Source organism: uncultured Alsobacter sp. (assembly GCF_945952055.1).
GTDB lineage: Bacteria > Pseudomonadota > Alphaproteobacteria > Rhizobiales > Beijerinckiaceae > Alsobacter.
Window position 1 is genome coordinate 1 of the sequence record NZ_CAMFHB010000028.1, and the last position, 15,257, is coordinate 15,257.

Annotated in this window: 12 protein-coding genes; 3 read left to right on the forward strand and 9 right to left on the reverse strand. The window is 68.2% G+C overall.

Annotated features, from left to right (window positions below):
• Window positions 1-59: 59 nt before the first annotated feature.
• The 3 genes from Q0Q47_RS19310 to Q0Q47_RS19320 all read right to left on the reverse strand — a co-directional run bounded on the left by Q0Q47_RS19310 (window position 60) and on the right by Q0Q47_RS19320 (window position 6,046).
• The gene (locus tag Q0Q47_RS19310; RefSeq protein WP_293863368.1) at window positions 60-2,111 is read right to left on the reverse strand and encodes a methyl-accepting chemotaxis protein; all 2,052 of its coding nucleotides are present in this window, start codon (window positions 2,109-2,111) and stop codon (window positions 60-62) included.
• Between the two features lie 701 nt (window positions 2,112-2,812).
• Window positions 2,813-4,390 (reverse strand): ABC transporter substrate-binding protein, encoded by a 1,578-nt coding sequence (locus Q0Q47_RS19315; protein ID WP_293863370.1) that lies wholly within the window; start codon window positions 4,388-4,390, stop codon window positions 2,813-2,815.
• Between the two features lie 588 nt (window positions 4,391-4,978).
• The gene (locus tag Q0Q47_RS19320) at window positions 4,979-6,046 is read right to left on the reverse strand and encodes a low temperature requirement protein A (protein ID WP_293863372.1); all 1,068 of its coding nucleotides are present in this window, start codon (window positions 6,044-6,046) and stop codon (window positions 4,979-4,981) included.
• A gap of 153 nt (window positions 6,047-6,199) precedes the next feature.
• Between Q0Q47_RS19320 and Q0Q47_RS19325 the strand changes: the two genes are divergently transcribed.
• Window positions 6,200-7,003, forward strand: a complete 804-nt coding sequence (locus tag Q0Q47_RS19325) for a hypothetical protein (protein WP_293863374.1) — start codon at window positions 6,200-6,202, stop codon at window positions 7,001-7,003.
• A gap of 120 nt (window positions 7,004-7,123) precedes the next feature.
• On the opposite strand, the gene recQ is transcribed toward Q0Q47_RS19325, so the two are convergent.
• The 6 genes from recQ to Q0Q47_RS19355 all read right to left on the reverse strand — a co-directional run bounded on the left by recQ (window position 7,124) and on the right by Q0Q47_RS19355 (window position 13,485).
• Window positions 7,124-8,980, reverse strand: coding sequence for a DNA helicase RecQ (gene recQ, locus Q0Q47_RS19330; RefSeq protein ID WP_293863376.1), 1,857 nt, complete (start codon window positions 8,978-8,980; stop codon window positions 7,124-7,126).
• Window positions 8,977-9,918 carry a nitronate monooxygenase family protein gene (locus tag Q0Q47_RS19335; RefSeq protein ID WP_293863378.1) on the reverse strand — a complete coding sequence of 314 codons (942 nt, stop codon included), beginning with the start codon at window positions 9,916-9,918 and terminating at the stop codon, window positions 8,977-8,979. The genes recQ and Q0Q47_RS19335 overlap by 4 nt, the downstream gene beginning before the upstream one ends.
• A 341-nt stretch (window positions 9,919-10,259) precedes the next feature.
• Window positions 10,260-11,513, reverse strand: coding sequence for an RNA polymerase sigma factor (locus Q0Q47_RS19340; protein WP_293863380.1), 1,254 nt, complete (start codon window positions 11,511-11,513; stop codon window positions 10,260-10,262).
• Entirely contained in the window at window positions 11,510-11,881 is a 372-nt protein-coding gene (locus Q0Q47_RS19345) for a YciI family protein (protein ID WP_293863382.1), read from the reverse strand. Before Q0Q47_RS19345 ends, Q0Q47_RS19340 begins: the two co-directional genes overlap by 4 nt.
• Window positions 11,882-12,172: 291 nt before the next feature.
• Window positions 12,173-13,063 carry a chlorophyll synthase ChlG gene (chlG, locus tag Q0Q47_RS19350; RefSeq protein WP_293863384.1) on the reverse strand — a complete coding sequence of 297 codons (891 nt, stop codon included), beginning with the start codon at window positions 13,061-13,063 and terminating at the stop codon, window positions 12,173-12,175.
• A 92-nt stretch (window positions 13,064-13,155) separates the two neighbouring features.
• Complete coding sequence (locus tag Q0Q47_RS19355) at window positions 13,156-13,485, reverse strand: four-helix bundle copper-binding protein (RefSeq protein ID WP_293863386.1); 330 nt, start codon at window positions 13,483-13,485, stop codon at window positions 13,156-13,158.
• Between the two features lie 200 nt (window positions 13,486-13,685).
• On the opposite strand from Q0Q47_RS19355, the gene Q0Q47_RS19360 reads away from it, so the two are divergent.
• Window positions 13,686-13,811 carry a hypothetical protein gene (locus tag Q0Q47_RS19360; RefSeq protein WP_293863388.1) on the forward strand — a complete coding sequence of 42 codons (126 nt, stop codon included), beginning with the start codon at window positions 13,686-13,688 and terminating at the stop codon, window positions 13,809-13,811.
• A 116-nt stretch (window positions 13,812-13,927) separates the two neighbouring features.
• Window positions 13,928-15,226 (forward strand): Hsp70 family protein, encoded by a 1,299-nt coding sequence (locus Q0Q47_RS19365; protein WP_293863390.1) that lies wholly within the window; start codon window positions 13,928-13,930, stop codon window positions 15,224-15,226.
• Window positions 15,227-15,257: the final 31 nt, after the last annotated feature.

Below are 15,257 nucleotides of genomic sequence, written 5' to 3' on the forward strand. Positions count from 1 at the left end.
GGGATTGCCTCTTGTCTCGTGGGCTCGGAGATGTGTATAAGAGACAGGCCTGGGGAGGCTCAGAACTCGTCCCACTGGGCTGCGGCACCGCCACCGGCGGCAACCTTGCGGGCCGGCGCCTTCACGGGCCGCTCGGGCCGGGCCGCGGCGCGCGGGGCCTTCGGGGCCGCGAAGGCCGCTGCCGCCTGCTCGCGCAGGCGATGCGGCACGGTGGGAGCCGCGGCGTGCCCGCCCCGCACCCGGAACTGCGCCACGAGCTCGTTGAGGCGGCCGATCTGGTCGGTCAGCGAGTTGGCGGAGGCCGCGCTTTCCTCGGCGAGCGCCGCGTTCTGCTGGGTCATCTCGTCCATGTGGGCGACGGCCTGGCTCATCTCGTCGATGCCGTTGGCCTGCTCGCCGGAGGCGGCCGAGATCTCCGTGACGGTCGCCGTGACGCGCTGCGAGGAGTCGACGATCTTGCCCAGCGCATCGCCGGCGGAGCGGACGAGTTCCACGCCCTGGCCCACCTCGGTCACCGAGGCGTTGATGAGCCCGGTGATCTCCTTGGCGGCCTCGCTGGAGCGCTGCGCCAGCGTGCGCACCTCGGAGGCGACCACGGCGAAGCCCTTGCCGGCGTCGCCGGCGCGGGCCGCCTCGACCGCGGCGTTGAGGGCCAGCAGGTTCGTCTGGAAGGCGATCTCGTCGATCACGCCCGTGATGTCGGAGATCTTCTGGCTCGCCGTCTCGATGCGGGCCATGGCCTCGACGGCGCGGCTGACGATCGAGCCGCCGTCACGGGCGACGCCCATGGCCTGCTCGGCGAGGTCCACCGCCTGGCGCGAGGAATGGGCCGACGCCTTCACCGACGCCGCCAGCTGCTCGGTGGTCGCGGCGGTCTCCTCCAGCGAGGAGGCCTGCTGTTCCGTGCGGCTCGACAGGTCGTTGGCGCCGGTGGTGATCTCCTGCGCGGCGGCGTTCACGTCGCGCGCCGTCGCCTGGATCGTCGTGACCGTCTCGGCGAGGCGGCTCACGGTGTCGTTGAGCGCTCCGGTGAGCTCGCCGAAGCGGCCCTGGTGCGACGCCGTGATCTGGCTCGTCAGGTCGCCCGCCGCGAGCTTGTTGGCGAGCTGCAGGATGTCCGACGTGGCCCCATCGACCATGGCGTTGATGTTGTTGATGCCCTCCAGCAGCGGCCGGATCTCCTGGTCCGCGTCGGACACGGCGACGCGGGCCGAGTAGTCCCCGCGGCTCGCGGCGGCGACGACCGTGCCGACCTTGTCGACCACGGCCTGCATGGCCTCCCGGCGGCTGCGCTCCTGCAGGGCGGCCGCCTGGGTGCGATGCTCCTCCGCCAGTTCGGCCTGGCGGCGCAGCTCCTCGAGCGACTTGGCCATCAGGCCGATCTCGTCGTCGCGCTTCTGGAAGGGAACCTTGGCGGCGAGGTTGCCCCGCGTGATGTCGCCCATCGTCTCGGCGAGCGCGGCTGCCGGCGTCGCGATGCTGCGCGCCAGCGCCAGGCCGCTCACCACCGCCGCCGCGATGGCGCCGGCGATGCCGAGAATGGTGGCGATCGTCGAGCTCGTGATGGCGCTGGCCTGCGCCTCGCTGCGGGCGCCGAGCAAGGAGCGCTCGGTGTCCTCGATCTCCTTCAGCTTGGCGCGGAAGGCGTCGAAGCGGCTCTTGCCCGCGCCGGAGCTCTCGAGCTTCTGGCCCTGCTCCCGCGTGGCCGGCACGGCGGTGAGCGCGATCGCCTTGTCGGCGTGCTCGACCTTCCACCCCATGGCGATCCGTTCGAGATCGCCGAGGCGCGTCTGCTGCGCGGCGTTGTCGGAGGTGAGCTCGCGCGCCCGCTTGAGCGCCTCCTGGAACTTCAAGGCACCGCTCTTGTACGGCTCAAGGAACTTCTCCTGCCCGTCGATCAGATAGCCCCGCAGGCCCGTCTCCTGGTCGACCATGCCCGCCAGCATGCCGGCGGTGGTGTCCAGCACCCTGTAGGTGTGCTCGGTCCACTGGCTGGTCTGCTGCACCACGGCCAGCCGCGTGTAGCTGTACACGCCGGCGCCGGCGGCAATCAGGATCACCAGGCCGAACGCGGCAATCAATTTCTGCAAAACGTTCAAACGATCGAGCATCGGGAAAAGCCTCTCTCCACCATGAGTCCGTAGGACTGCTTAGACGAAGGTTGCAAAAAATCCGTTACACAGCCGAGGGCTGTATATTGGCGCTTGAAATAACATTTGTCATTTCCGAGATTGGCGTATGCGCAACGACCGTACTTCGGATTCAATGCCGCGGGGTCTGCGAGACGAATGATTGATCAGTTGCCGCTCTTGCCGGTACTCGTCGCTCTCTTCTCTTCCCTGCGACGTTCATGAGCGAGTGATTGGGGCGACTAGTCGTGGAATCATTTCAGCGGGATTGTATAGAGCGTGCTGAAGCTGTGCGAGGAACTCGTGGTGGTCAGCTGGGGCAGGCGATCACGCTGACACCATGGCCCTCGCGCCCGATCGCACCGCCCGACGGGCCACTCACCCGTCGCACAGCTTGCGCGACCCACTTGACGGCGAAGACATAGACGAGGGCGAACAGCCGTTCGAAGCCGGTGACGAGGGCCCAAGACCCCTGGTGCGCCTCACGGCAACGGTGGTCGCCATGGTCTCCCGGTGTGTGCCGGCGTGAGCTTACAGGCGCAGGGTTGGCGGGGAAGGGGAACGGGGCGCGACTGTCACGCGCGCCGGAAACCGTCCAATTTGGCGATGCGGGAGCCGGGCGACGGCATGACGCAGGTTCGGCCCCACGACACTAAAGGATCGCGGAGCCGAACCTGCACTGATCATTTCAGCTTGGCATCGTTGATGTAGATGCGCTCGTCGCGGCGAGGCGACCATGCGATGCGGTTGCTGACGCCGTAGAAGTCAGGCTGGAAGTACATCAGCAGCCACGGCCCCTTGTCATAGAAGACCTTGAGCATGCGGTTGATCGTCTTGCGCTGCTCCTCGACCGGCTTCTTGGTCGCGAAGTCGGCCCAGCCGTCGAAGAATTCCGGGTCGTCCCAGTTGGTGTAGTTCGTGCCGGCGTTCGGCGTCGACAGGTCGGCCATGTCGTAGAGGGCGTTCCAGGTCCCGCCGCCGCTGCCGAGGAAGAACAGCGGTCCGGCTTCCTTCTTGCGGGTCAGCGGGACATAGACCGACGCCCACTCCATCAGGTCCACCTTGGTCTTCACGCCCACGTCCGTGAGATACTGGCCGACGGCCAGGGCCACGTTCGCGTCGTTCAGGTAACGGCCGCGCGGCGCCTGCATGGTGATCTCGAACCGGACGCCGTTCTTGCGGGGGTAGCCCGCTTCGTCGAGCAGCTTCTCGGCCATCTTCGGATCGTAGGGATAGGGCTGCAGGTCGGGATTGTCGTTCGGCGCATTGACGAGGCCGGTCGCACGCTTGCAGGGCGTGTTGAGCAGCTGCTCGCAGATGGCGGGAACGTCGACGGCATACTGCAGGGCACGCCGGACCTTCGGATCCCGGATTTCCTTGCCGCCGGGAACGTTGGCGAACACGTCCTTCTGATTGAAGCCGATATACATGCGGCGCGTGCCGCTGACGGCCGCGACCTTCGCCTTGGCGCTCTTGTTGACCGTGGGGATCTGGTCGGGGGCGACGTTGGTGATGATGTCGACATTGCCGGCCAGGAGCTCGGCCGTACGGGTCGTCGCCTCCGGAATGACGCGCCAGATCACCTTGTCGAAGTTGACCGGGTGGAGCTTGAAGTTCGGGTTCTTCTCCAGGACGATCCGGTCGGACTTCACCCATTCGACGAACTTGTACGGGCCCGAGCCGATCGGCTTCTGCGCGGCCTGTTCCTTGGTCATCTTCGAGTAGGAGTCCTTGCACATCAGCAGGACTTCCGAGATCATTCCGAAGGCGATGGGGTTGTACTTGTCGATGATGATTTCGGCGGTCAACTCGTCGACGACGCGGGCGTCCTTGTAGCCCAGGGATTCGAACACGAAACCCGGCGTGCTCCCCGTGAACTTGAGGTCCGGGTCCTTGGCGCGCTTGAAGGTGTAGACCACGTCCTCGGCGGTCAGCGGTTCGCCGTCGTGGCAGGTCAGTCCAGGATGCAGCTTGAACGTCAGCGTCTTGCCGTCCGCCGATTCCGAATAGGACTGCGCGAAGTAGGGCTCGATCTTTCCCGAGTCCGAGATCTGCAGCAGCGAACCCCAGATGTGCTGGGCGATATTGGCCGTGTCGCGCGACGTGATGTCGTCAGGATCGAGCGTGCTCGCATCCGTGCCGCCGGCCAACACCAGCGTGTCGGGCCCAGGCACCTGCGCTAGCGCCACCGCCGGGATTGCGGCGAGCCCTGCCGCGGTCAGCAGCAGAATGCCTCGCTTCAAGCCACTCAAGACCATCATGGAACGTCTCCGTCCAGCCGGGGGGTCAGGATACGCGGAGCGACCGGCACCCCCTTCGTTCCGGTTCTCCAGGCAGCGCTCCGACAAGGGGCAAACACCGGCATGACGCCGTTTCCCTCTTGTCGCTGTTCGTGTCGGGCATTTCCCATGCGCACGGCTGGTTGGCCCCTTGCCGCGCCGATTGATGAAGAAGGCGATACGGTATCACCGTCGCACCGATCTTTCTCCGGTCCGGTGATGTGCAACGAGCATGCCACGCGCCATGGCAGGCGAGCTGGCACAGGCTGCTGGACACGCCCGGCACGTGCCCGAGCGCGTCGAGGTCCATCGGTCGCAGCCGGGCCTAGCGCACCGCTGCGAAAAGGCGGCAGGTGCGCGGCTCCGGCGACAGGTTGGGATGGATCGCGAAGCGCCGCAGCGTGCCCTCCTCCTGCATCCCGGCGGCCAGCATGACGGCGGCCGATGCTGCGTTCGCGGTGTGACGCTAGGCGGCTCCGTGACCGTGGTCGTGGCGACGCGAGCGCCGCTCCCACACCGCGACGAGAATGAGGGCCGCGTTGGCGAGCCCCAGCACCATCAGGTGATCTGTCAGGAAGGCGAGCGGCCAGAGCACCGAAAAGAGCGCAGGCCGACGACGTGCGACAGCGGGAAGCGGCCGAAGGCGATGCGCTTCAGGAGCCCGTTGCCGAGCACGTAGGCCGCCGCCCCGCCGATGAGCACGGCGGCGGCGGGCGCCTGGACCCGTTGGTCGGGGTGGGCGATGGTCAGATCGTTGCCCACGGCGGCCACGATGATGCCGCCCACGAGCAGGGCGTGCAGGTAGTGGTAGAGGGACCCGATCCGCCCCGGATCGGCCGCGGACTCGATGGCGTGGCTGACGCGCGCGCTCCCCGTGTCGAAATAGACCCACCACAGCGTGATGCTGCCGACGAAGGCGACCGTGAAGGCAATGAACTCCGGCACGTGCCCGAGGCCGTCTGCGGCCAGCGGCGCGCCGGTCATCATGATGGCTTCGCCCAGCGCGACGATGACGACGAGCTGGCAGCGCTCGGCGAGATGCCCGCCGTCGATCGTCCAGTCCGACGTCCTCGACCGGCCAAGCCCCGGCAGCCAGAAGCCGAAGGCCGGCGCCCCCTGCTCGCAGGCGATGGCGAGGATCCACAGCACGAGCCGCAGCGGGCCGACCGCGAAGGCCCCGGCAATCCAGAGGACCGCGGCGATGCCGCTCCAGCCCAGGATCCGCCGGTAGTTATCGCGTAGCGGATCGTCGGGCTGCATGAGCCAGACCGCGACCGCCGCCCGCGACACCTGCATGCCCGCATAGGCGACAGCGAAGACGAGCCCCTGATCCGCGAAGGCCTTGGGCAACGCGACCGCCATGACCAGCGCCGCCAACATGGTCACCGCCAGTGTCAGCCGCACCTTCGGATTGTCCGGGTTGAACCAGTTCGTGAACCAGCACGTGTACTGCCAGCCCAGCCACACCGCGAGCCACAGCACCAGCGACTGCAGCGCCCCCTCCGGCGTCAGCGAGGCCAGCAGCGTGTGCGACACCTGCGTAATGGCGAAGACATAGACGAGATCGAACAGCAGTTCGAAGCTGGTGACAGGGGCCCGAGACCCCTTGGTGCGCCGCGCGGCTAAGGTGGTCGCCATGCTCTCCCCGATGTGTGCCGGCGTGAGCTTACAGGAGTGGGAGTGGCGGGGAAGAGGGGGAGTGGCAGGGCACTAGTGCGGTGGTGCTGCGCATAGTCTCGCGCCGGCAGTGAACTAGTGGAGGATTTTCACGCGCCAACAAGGGAGCTTACAATGTCCGCCTTGCGCCGGAAGCGGAAGTTCGACCGGCGCCCCAGTGAACTGCAACTCTGCTTGTATCAGCTATCCATCTTGCGCATCTTGAATGTTACTCCCGCCTTTAAACGTTGGAAGCTGAAGATGGAACCCGACGGTCGAAAATTAGGAGATAGGCTTCCTTTCGGGGCGGCGATCGCTGCTGACGTTCTCTCAGCACTACCCTACGCTGTACCAGGGGGTGCAAGCCTAGCTAAGATAGTAGATAATTATGTTGAACGGCGTCGGAGAGAAGCCGCTCAGTTACTTATTGAAGAATTGTCTAGCGGTCAGCGCACCGGAATTCAGTTCGATGAACACGATGTAGATCCCCTTATAGAGATTATTTTATGCTTCAGCAAAGCAGTCGACGACGGCTGCGCATGGGACAATCTACGACTAATTGCGAAGGTGATATTAGGGCTCAAGCGCAACAGAGCACTCGATGGCGACAATTTTCGTAGGTGGGCTAGAGTACTTGAATCTTTGTCACGCGACGAGATTATCGCGCTCGGCACAGCATATCGACTCTCGGACTCGCTTCCTGTAAATACAGACGAGGACAAAAAGGCTGAATACGTGGATTTATTTTGGAAGTCATTTGTCTCCAGCCTAAATGAAGGCGGGTATGATGGCGACCAAGTTGCGCCTCTTTGCGCATCTCTCAGTAGAGCAGGAATTTTAATCCCAGTCAGTGCTTGGGGAGCGCTGATTTATAAGCCTTCGCCTTGGTTATTTGAAATAGGCGAATTGGCCCTTTCCGACCCGAAACACCGTGAGTAGATTCCCGAATTTTTTGCTTAATATGATATTATTCAGAAGCTTATTCGAATAACGCGATCCTGACCACGGCTTCTAATGTCCGCTTTGGGCCAAAAGCAGCCCTTCTGTTCCCGCCCGCGCCTATCCCCCCACCCCCCGATAAATCACCTCCAGCATCGCATCCCCATACCGTCGCAGCTTCGCCTCGCCCACCCCGGGCACGCGCCCCAGCGTGTCGAGGTCCATTGGCCGCAGTCGGGCCATCTCGCGCAGGGTCGTGTCGTGGAACACGACGTAGGGCGGCACGCCCTGCTCGCGGGCGAGCTTGAGGCGCTCGGCGCGCAGCGCCTCGAAGAGGGCCTGCTCGTCGGCCGAGAGATCGGCGACGGGGGCCGATGAGCCGCCCCTGCCCCGGCCTTCGGTGGCCTTGAACACGCGGTCGCGGCGGAAGCGGATGGGGTGGTCGCCCTTCAGCACCGCGCGGGCTTCCTCGGTGGCGACGAGGGCGCCGTGTTCGTCGTGGTCGACGCGGACGATGCCGGCGGCGACGAGCTGGCGGATGGCGGATTGCCAGACGCGGGGCTCGATGTCCTTGCCGACGCCGAAGGTGGGCAGGCGGTCGTGGCCGGCGCGGGTGACCTTCTCGGTCGTCTCGCCGCGCAGCACGTCGATGACGTGGCCGGCGCCGTAGCGCTGGCCGGTGCGCACCATGGCGGAGAGGATCTTCTGGGCGGCGACGGTGCCGTCCCAGGTGTCGACCGGGGCCTCGCAGGTGTCGCAGTTGCCGCACTGGCCGGGGTGGCGCTCGCCGAAATAGGCGAGCAGGGCCTGGCGGCGGCAGCCGGCCGTCTCGCACACGCCGAGCAGGGCGCCGAGCTTGGCGCGCTCGATGCGCTTGACGTCGTCGGGGGCCTCGCGCTCGTCGATCATGCGGCCGCGCAGCGCCATGTCGGAGAGGCCGTAGGCCATCCAGGCCTCGGAGGGCAGGCCGTCGCGCCCGGCCCGGCCCGTCTCCTGGTAGTAGGCCTCGACGCTGGAGGGCAGATCGAGATGGGCGACGAAGCGCACGTCCGGCTTGTCGATCCCCATGCCGAAGGCGATCGTCGCCACCAGCACCAGCCCCTCCTCCTTCAGGAAGGCGTCCTGGTTGGCATCGCGCACCGCGCGGTCGAGGCCGGCATGGTAGGGCAGCGCGCGGATGCCGTTGTCCTCGAGGAAGGTCGCGGTCTCCTCCACCTTGCGGCGGCTCAGGCAATAGACGATGCCGCTGGAGCCCTGGTGGCGGCGCAGGAAGGCCAGCAGCTGGCGGCGCGGATTGTCCTTCTGGACGATGGCGTAGCGGATGTTCGGCCGGTCGGCGCTGGTGGTGTAGACCGCCGCGTCCTCCATCTCCAGGCGAACCAGGAGGTCGGCGCGGGTCTGCAGGTCGGCCGTGGCGGTGAGCGCGATGCGCGGCACGCCGGGGAAGCGCTCGCGCAGCACCGACAGCGCCATGTATTCGGGGCGGAAGTCGTGGCCCCACTGGCTCACGCAATGCGCCTCGTCGATGGCGAAGAGCGCGATCTTCACCTGGGAGAGCAGGTCGAGGAAGCCCTCCGAGAGCAGGCGCTCGGGCGTGACGTAGAGGAGGTCGAGCAGGCCTTCGCGCAGGTCGAGGCGCACGCGGAAGGCCTCGTCGCCCGAGAGCGTCGAGTTGAGCGCGGTAGCGCGCACGCCGGCCTGGCGCAGCGCCTCCACCTGGTCGCGCATGAGCGCGATGAGCGGCGAGACGACGATGGCCGTGCCGGGGCGGCACAGCGCCGGCACCTGGTAGCAGATCGACTTGCCGGCGCCGGTCGGAAACAGCACCACCGCGTCGCCGCCGGCGACCACGTGGCGCACCACCTCCTCCTGCTTGCCGCGGAAGGCGCGGTGGCCGAAGACGGAGGCGAGCACCTCCAGCGGGTCGCGCGGACCCGACAGCAGTTCCGCGTCCCGCTCCCGGATGGCGGCGCTCACCGGGCGATCCCGGCCACGGCGGCGTCGTATTCTTCCTTCAGCCGCTCGCAGAGCTCGGCCGTGGAGGGAATGTCCTCGATGCTGCCGACGCCGTGGCCCGCCGACCACACGGTCTTCCAGGCCTTGGCCTCGTTGTTGAGGTCCATCTTGCCGTGGCCGACGAGGTTGTCCGGGTCGAGGCCCGCGGCCACGATCGAGGGGCGCAGGAAGTTGGCGTTCACGCCGCTGATGGCGGGCGTGTAGAGGATGTCGGAGGCGTGCGCGCCGACGATCATCTCCTTGTAGCCCTGCGGCGCCATGCTCTCGCGCGTGGCGATGAAGCGCGTGCCGAGATAGGCGAGATCGGCGCCGATGGCGCGCGCCGCCGCGATGTGGCCGCCGGTGGAGATGGCGCCGGAGAGCACGATGGTGCCGCCAAACACGCGGCGGATCTCCGGCACGATGGCGAAGGGCGACAGCGTGCCGCCGTGCCCGCCGGCGCCGGCCGCCACCGCGATGATGCCGTCGGCCCCCGCGGCCGCCGCCTTCTGCGCGTGGCGCACGCTGATCACGTCGTGGAACACGAGCCCGCCATAGGAGTGCACCGCGTCGACCACCTCCTGCACCGCGCCGAGCGAGGTGATGACGAGCGGCACCTGCTTGTCGACGGTCGCCTTCAGGTCCTCCTGCAGGCGGACATTGCTCTTGTGGGCGATGAGGTTGATGCCGAAGGGCGCCGGCAGGTGCCCGCCCGCGTCGGAGGGCACCGCGAGCCGCTCCTCGATCTCGGCAAGCCAGTCGCGGTAGCCCTGGTTGGAGCGCTGGTTCAGCGAGGGAAAGGTGCCGACGATCCCCGCCCGGCAGGTCTCGACCACGAGGTCCGGCCCCGACACCAGGAACATGGGCGCGGCGATGGCGGGCAGGGACAGGCGGCCCTTGAAGGCAGCGGGAAGGGTCACGGCGCGACTCCGGATTCGGCTCTGCCGGACGGTATCGTTCTGGGACGATGGATGAAAGGGCGGGTTCGCCCGGGTGGGGGTGCAACACACGCCCGGCGGCTCGCGAAGTCCGCAGCATCGATCGCTGTCCAGCCCTGCTCCATCTCTCCGCGTCATGGCCGGGCTCCGGCCCGGCCATCCACGACTTTGCGGGGGAAGAGCGCCCTGCCCCAGCACGAAGTCGTGGGTCCCCGGGCCAAGCCCGGGGATGACGCCGAGAGGTGGAGAGAGGGAGAGAGAGAGTGAGAAAGAGAGTGCGAGTGAGTGAGAAGGAAGGCTGGAGGCTGAGCTGGACAGGTCCCCTACCCCCTCACCGCACTCTCCTCCTGCAGCCGGTCCAGGTGCATGCGGATGTGGGCGGCCTCGGCCGGGGTGTTGGCGAGCGCGATGGCGCGGTCGAAGGCTTCGCGGGCTTCGCCGTGGCGCTCGAGTTGCAGCAGCAGGGCGCCGCGCAGGCCGTGGAAGGAGAAGTAGCCGGCGAGCGGTCTTGCCAGCGGCTCCACCAGCTCCAGCGCGGCCGCCGCGCCCCGTGTCTTCGACACGGCGACGGCGCGATTCAGGGTCACCACGGGCGAGGGCTGGAGGCGTTCGAGGGTGGCGTAGAGGAGGTCGATCTGGGCCCAGTCGGTGTCGGCGGGGGTGGCGGCGCCGGAGTGCAGCGCGGCGATGGCGGCCTGGACCTGGTAGGCGCCGGGCGCGGCGTGGCGCATGGCCTTTTCGAGGAGCGCGGTGCCCTCGGCGATGAGGCGGCGGTTCCAGCGGCCGCGGTCCTGCTGGTCGAGGAGCACGGCGGTGCCGTCGGGGGCGAAGCGGGCCGGGGCGCGGGCGTGCTGCAGCAGCATGAGGGCGAGCAGGCCCATGATCTCGGGCTCGGCCGGAAAGAGGCGCAGCAGCAGGCGGCCGAGGCGGATCGCCTCCTCGCACAGCGCGAAGCGGTCGCCATCGGTTGCGCCGGCCGAATAGCCCTCGTTGAAGACGAGGTAGAGCATGGCCGCGACCGTGCCGAGGCGCTCGGCGCGCTCCACGGGACCGGGCGCCTCGAAGGGCACCGTGTCGGCGGCGATGCGCGCCTTGGCGCGGGTGATGCGCTGCTCCATCGCCGCCTCGCCGACGAGGAAGGCGCGGGCGATCTGGCGCACGCTCAAGCCGGAGACGATGCGCAGCGCCAGCGCGATCTGCTGGGTGGCCGGCAGGCCCGGGTGGCAGCAGATGAAAAGCAGGCGCAGCACGTCGTCGCGGTAGTGCGAGCCGTCGAGGCGGTCGGCCATGGAGGCCTCGGCGTCGTCGAGATCGGAGAGCACCTCCTCCGACGGCAGCTCGGTGGTGCGGATGCGCTTGCGCACCGCGTCGACGCCGGCGTTGCGGCCGACGAAAACGAGCCAGGCGGCGGGATCGCGCGGCGGGCCGTTGACCGGCCAGGTCTTCAGCGCGCGCAGGCAGGCTTCCTGGAAGGCCTCCTCGGCCGTGTCGAGGTCGCGGAAGTAGCGCAGCAGCGCGCCGACCGCCTGCGGGCGGGCGGAGGTGAGCGCGGCCTCGATCCAGGCGAGCTCGCTCATGCCTTCAGCGCTCCCGGGAAGAAGAGCGAGAGCGGCCGCAGCTCGTAGGAGCCGCCCGGGTTCACCTTGCCGAGCTCCTTGGCGAAATCGAGCGCGTGGTCGAGGTTCTCGACGTCGACCACGTAGAAGCCGAGCAGCTGCTCCTTGGTTTCGGCGAAGGGCCCGTCGAGCACCAGCGGCGGCTCGCGGTCCTTGCGCAGCGTGGTCGCGGCCGTGGTGGGCAGGAGGCGCGCCACGGGGCCGAGCCGGCCATCGCGGGCGAAGCGCTCCTGCACGGCGTGGAGCTTCTCCATCACCGCGTCCTCGTGCTCCTTCGACCAGCAGCCGACGACGTCTTCCTGGTGGTAGCAGAGGATCGCATACAGCATGGGGAGGCTCCGGGGCTCGGGCAAAGGACGGCCCATGCTGCCCCGATCCGACAGCGGAGTGGTGGAATTTTTTCTCGGGGGCCGCGGAGGTCGAGGTGGGGGCACGGGCCCTGCCCCGCCGCCCCCTGCTCTCCGGTTCACGCCACTCCCTCAGCCGTCCTGGCCGGGCCTGGCCCGGCCATCCACGACTTGGCCGGGGAAGGACGCGCCTTCCCCAGCGAAGTCGTGGGTGCCCGGGCCAAGCCCGGGCATGACGCGGAGAGATCGAGGCTTCTGGCGCGAAGACCCTGGCTACCCCAGCGTCCGCACGGCGAAGGCGCTGACCATCATGCCCGAGACGAACAGCGGCACGCCGAAGCCGCTGTACCAGAGCGCCCGCTCGACCGGGGCGGCGATGAAGCGGCGCATCATGACGAGCTGGGCGACCAGGAGCACGGCGATGGCGAGGGCGTGCCAGGGGCGGCCTTCGCCGAGCAGGATGGCGATCACCACCACCTGCGGGGCGGCCATGACGGCGCTGGCGACGACGGCGGCGCGGTCGGGGCCGAGGCTCACGGGAAGCGAGCGGATGCCCATGGCGCTGTCGCCCTTGATGGCCTTGAAGTCGTTCAGCGTCATGATGCCGTGGGCGCCCACGCTGTAGAGGAGCGCCAGCGCGAGCGGCAGCGGGCCGGGCAGCGCGCCGCCCAGCATGACCGCGGCGCCGGTGATCCAGGCGAGGCCCTCGTAGGAGAGGCCGCAGGCGGCGCAGCCCAGCCAGCCGTTCTGCTTGAGGCGCAGCGGCGGGGCGCTGTAGGCCCAGGCGAGCGCGAGGCCGAGCGCGGCGGCGCCCAGCACCCAGCGGCCGAGCGAGGCGGCGACGAGCAGCGACAGCACGGTCCAGGCGATGGCGATGTACAGGCCCCAGCGTCCGGGAATCCGGCCCGAGGGGATCGGGCGGTTCGGCTCGTTGATGGCGTCGACCTCGCGGTCGTACCAGTCGTTGACGGCCTGGCTGGTGGCGCAGACGAGCGGGCCGGCGAGCACGATGCCCACCAGCGCCGTGCCCCATCTGTCTGCGATCGGCACGCCCGAGGAGATGACCCCGCACAGGAACGCCCACATGGGCGGAAACCAGGTGATCGGCTTCAGCAGCTCCAGGACGGCGGACGGCTGCAGCGCTTGGGTCGTCGTCGTTTGCATGGGCCTGCCCGGGCAGGCGCGGCGGGCCATCCGCCGCGCTCCGGCTGGACACTACCACCCGGATGGACAGTCGCCAATGTCAGGCGAACCTGTCAGTTCATGCGATCGCAGGCCTCTGCGCAGGCCCGGCAGGCGGCCACGCAGTCGTCCATGTCGCCCACCCGCTCGCACTCGGCGGCGCAGGCGCGGCAGATCTCGGCGCATTCCCGGCAGATGTGCTTGCCGTGCTCGGTACGGCCCAGCATGAGGTGGGCGGCGCTGCGGCACACCTCCGAGCAGCTCACCATGAGCCGCAGGTGAGCGGGTTCGGCGTGCTTGCCGCCCATCTCCAGGCAGTGGCCCATGGCCATGCCGAAGCAGGTTCGATAGCAGTCGAGGCAGGAGCGGATGCAGGCTTCGACGGTGGGGTTGAGCTGGTGCATGCTGACCTCCGCAAGGGTGTCGTCGGATGCGACAGAACGGCGGCGGCGGGCGAGCGTTCCGGCGGCTGAGCCTTCGCCGGGCGGCTGGATCTTGCAGAATTGCAAATTACAGATCGCATCCGCGGTCTGGCATTGGCCGCGATGCATAACTACCTAGGGGTCACCGGGCCGATTGGTCCGGGCTGAAGGAGCATTCCCCGATGACCAAGGAAGACTGTGCAACCCTGCGCCGTGAGCGCCTGCAGGAGCGTGGAGCCGTTGTGGCCATTGCCGCGCTGCTGTCTGCCAACGTGGCGATTGCGCTCGCCTCGCTGATCCATCTTTGATCCCGACCACCAGCGGCGCGTGCGAGCGCGCCGCCTGACGCGAAAAGACAGCGGCGCGCTTGTGCGCGCCGCACGCTGCGTATAGAAGCCCGCGCTCCCCTCCCCGGAGCGCGACCATGCGGCGCAACGCCCCCTCCATCGGCATCGACTTCGGCACGAGCAACACGGTCGTCGCCGTCGCGGAGCCCGGCGAAGCCGCCCGCGTCCTGCGCTTCACGCACGGGGCGGACGAGCTCACCACCTACATCTCGGCGCTCTGCTACTGGCAGGAAGGCGTGCGCGGCGTGAACACCATCCGCCACGACGGCGGGCCGTGGGCGGTCGATGCCTTCCTCACCGGCACGTCGGGCCTGCGCTTCATCCAGTCGTTCAAGAGCTTCGCCGCCAGCTCCGCGTTCCGCGACACGCGGATCTTCGGCACCAAGATGACCTTCGAGGACCTGCTGGCGGCCTTCCTCGCCACCGTGCGCAAGCACTTCGACGTTGATCCGGCTTCGGGTCGCCTCATCATGGGCCGCCCGGTGCGCTTTGCCGGCGGCAACCCCGATCCCGCGCTGGCCATGGCCCGCTACGGCGCCGCCCTGGAGCGGCTCGGCGTGCAGCAGGCCGACTATGTCTACGAGCCCGTGGGCGCGGCGTTCTTCTACGCCCGCGCCCTCGAGAAGGACGCGACGGTGCTGGTGGCCGACTTCGGCGGCGGCACCAGCGACTTCTCGGTGCTGCGCTTCGAGCACGGCGCGAAAGGCCGCACCGCGCGCCCGCTCGGGCACGCCGGCATCGGCATCGCCGGCGACACCTTCGACTACCGCTTCCTCGACCACGTGGTCTCGCCCGTGCTCGGCAAGCACTCGCACTATTCGAGCTTCGGCAAGGTGCTGCCGATCCCGGCGCATTTCTTCGCCAACTTCGCGCGCTGGAACCATCTCTCGATGATGAAGGCCAACGGTGACCTGAAGGAGCTGCGTGACCTCCTGCGCTTCTCGGACCGCCGCGAGGCGCTGGAGAAGTTCATCGAGATCGTCGAGTACGACCTCGGCTTCGCCCTTTACCGCGCCGTATCCGACGCCAAGCGCGCCCTCTCGGCGCAGGCCGAGACCACCTTCGCCTTCAAGGAGGGCGGCGTGGACATCTCGGCCAGGGTCACGAGGGCCGAGTTCGAGAGCTGGATCGCCGACGACATCCGGCGCATCGCCGAGACGGTGGACCAGGCGCTGGCCACCGCGCGCACCGACGCCAAGGCCATCGACAAGGTCTTCCTCACCGGCGGCACCTCCTTCATCCCCGCCATCCGCAAGCTCTTCGCCGACCGCTTCGGCGAGGACCGCCTGGTCTCCGGCGACCAGTTCGAGTCGATCGCCGCGGGCCTCGCCCTCATCGGCGGCGAAGCGGACCTCGCGCCGTGGCGGGCGGAGTAGCGAGCGAGGGTTTTTTCCAGCGAGGCGCCAC

Bases quoted from the DNA above. Each gene is read 5' to 3' on its own strand.
- Q0Q47_RS19310 (WP_293863368.1), bottom strand. From the start codon at position 2,111: ATGCTCGATCGTTTGAACGTTTTGCAGAAATTGATTGCCGCGTTCGGC.
- Q0Q47_RS19315 (WP_293863370.1), bottom strand. From the start codon at position 4,390: ATGATGGTCTTGAGTGGCTTGAAGCGAGGCATTCTGCTGCTGACCGCG.
- Q0Q47_RS19320 (WP_293863372.1), bottom strand. From the start codon at position 6,046: ATGGCGACCACCTTAGCCGCGCGGCGCACCAAGGGGTCTCGGGCCCCT.
- Q0Q47_RS19325 (WP_293863374.1), top strand. From the start codon at position 6,200: ATGTCCGCCTTGCGCCGGAAGCGGAAGTTCGACCGGCGCCCCAGTGAA.
- Q0Q47_RS19340 (WP_293863380.1), bottom strand. From the start codon at position 11,513: ATGAGCGAGCTCGCCTGGATCGAGGCCGCGCTCACCTCCGCCCGCCCG.
- Q0Q47_RS19345 (WP_293863382.1), bottom strand. From the start codon at position 11,881: ATGCTGTATGCGATCCTCTGCTACCACCAGGAAGACGTCGTCGGCTGC.
- chlG (WP_293863384.1), bottom strand. From the start codon at position 13,063: ATGCAAACGACGACGACCCAAGCGCTGCAGCCGTCCGCCGTCCTGGAG.
- Q0Q47_RS19355 (WP_293863386.1), bottom strand. From the start codon at position 13,485: ATGCACCAGCTCAACCCCACCGTCGAAGCCTGCATCCGCTCCTGCCTC.
- Q0Q47_RS19360 (WP_293863388.1), top strand. From the start codon at position 13,686: ATGACCAAGGAAGACTGTGCAACCCTGCGCCGTGAGCGCCTGCAGGAG.
- Q0Q47_RS19365 (WP_293863390.1), top strand. From the start codon at position 13,928: ATGCGGCGCAACGCCCCCTCCATCGGCATCGACTTCGGCACGAGCAAC.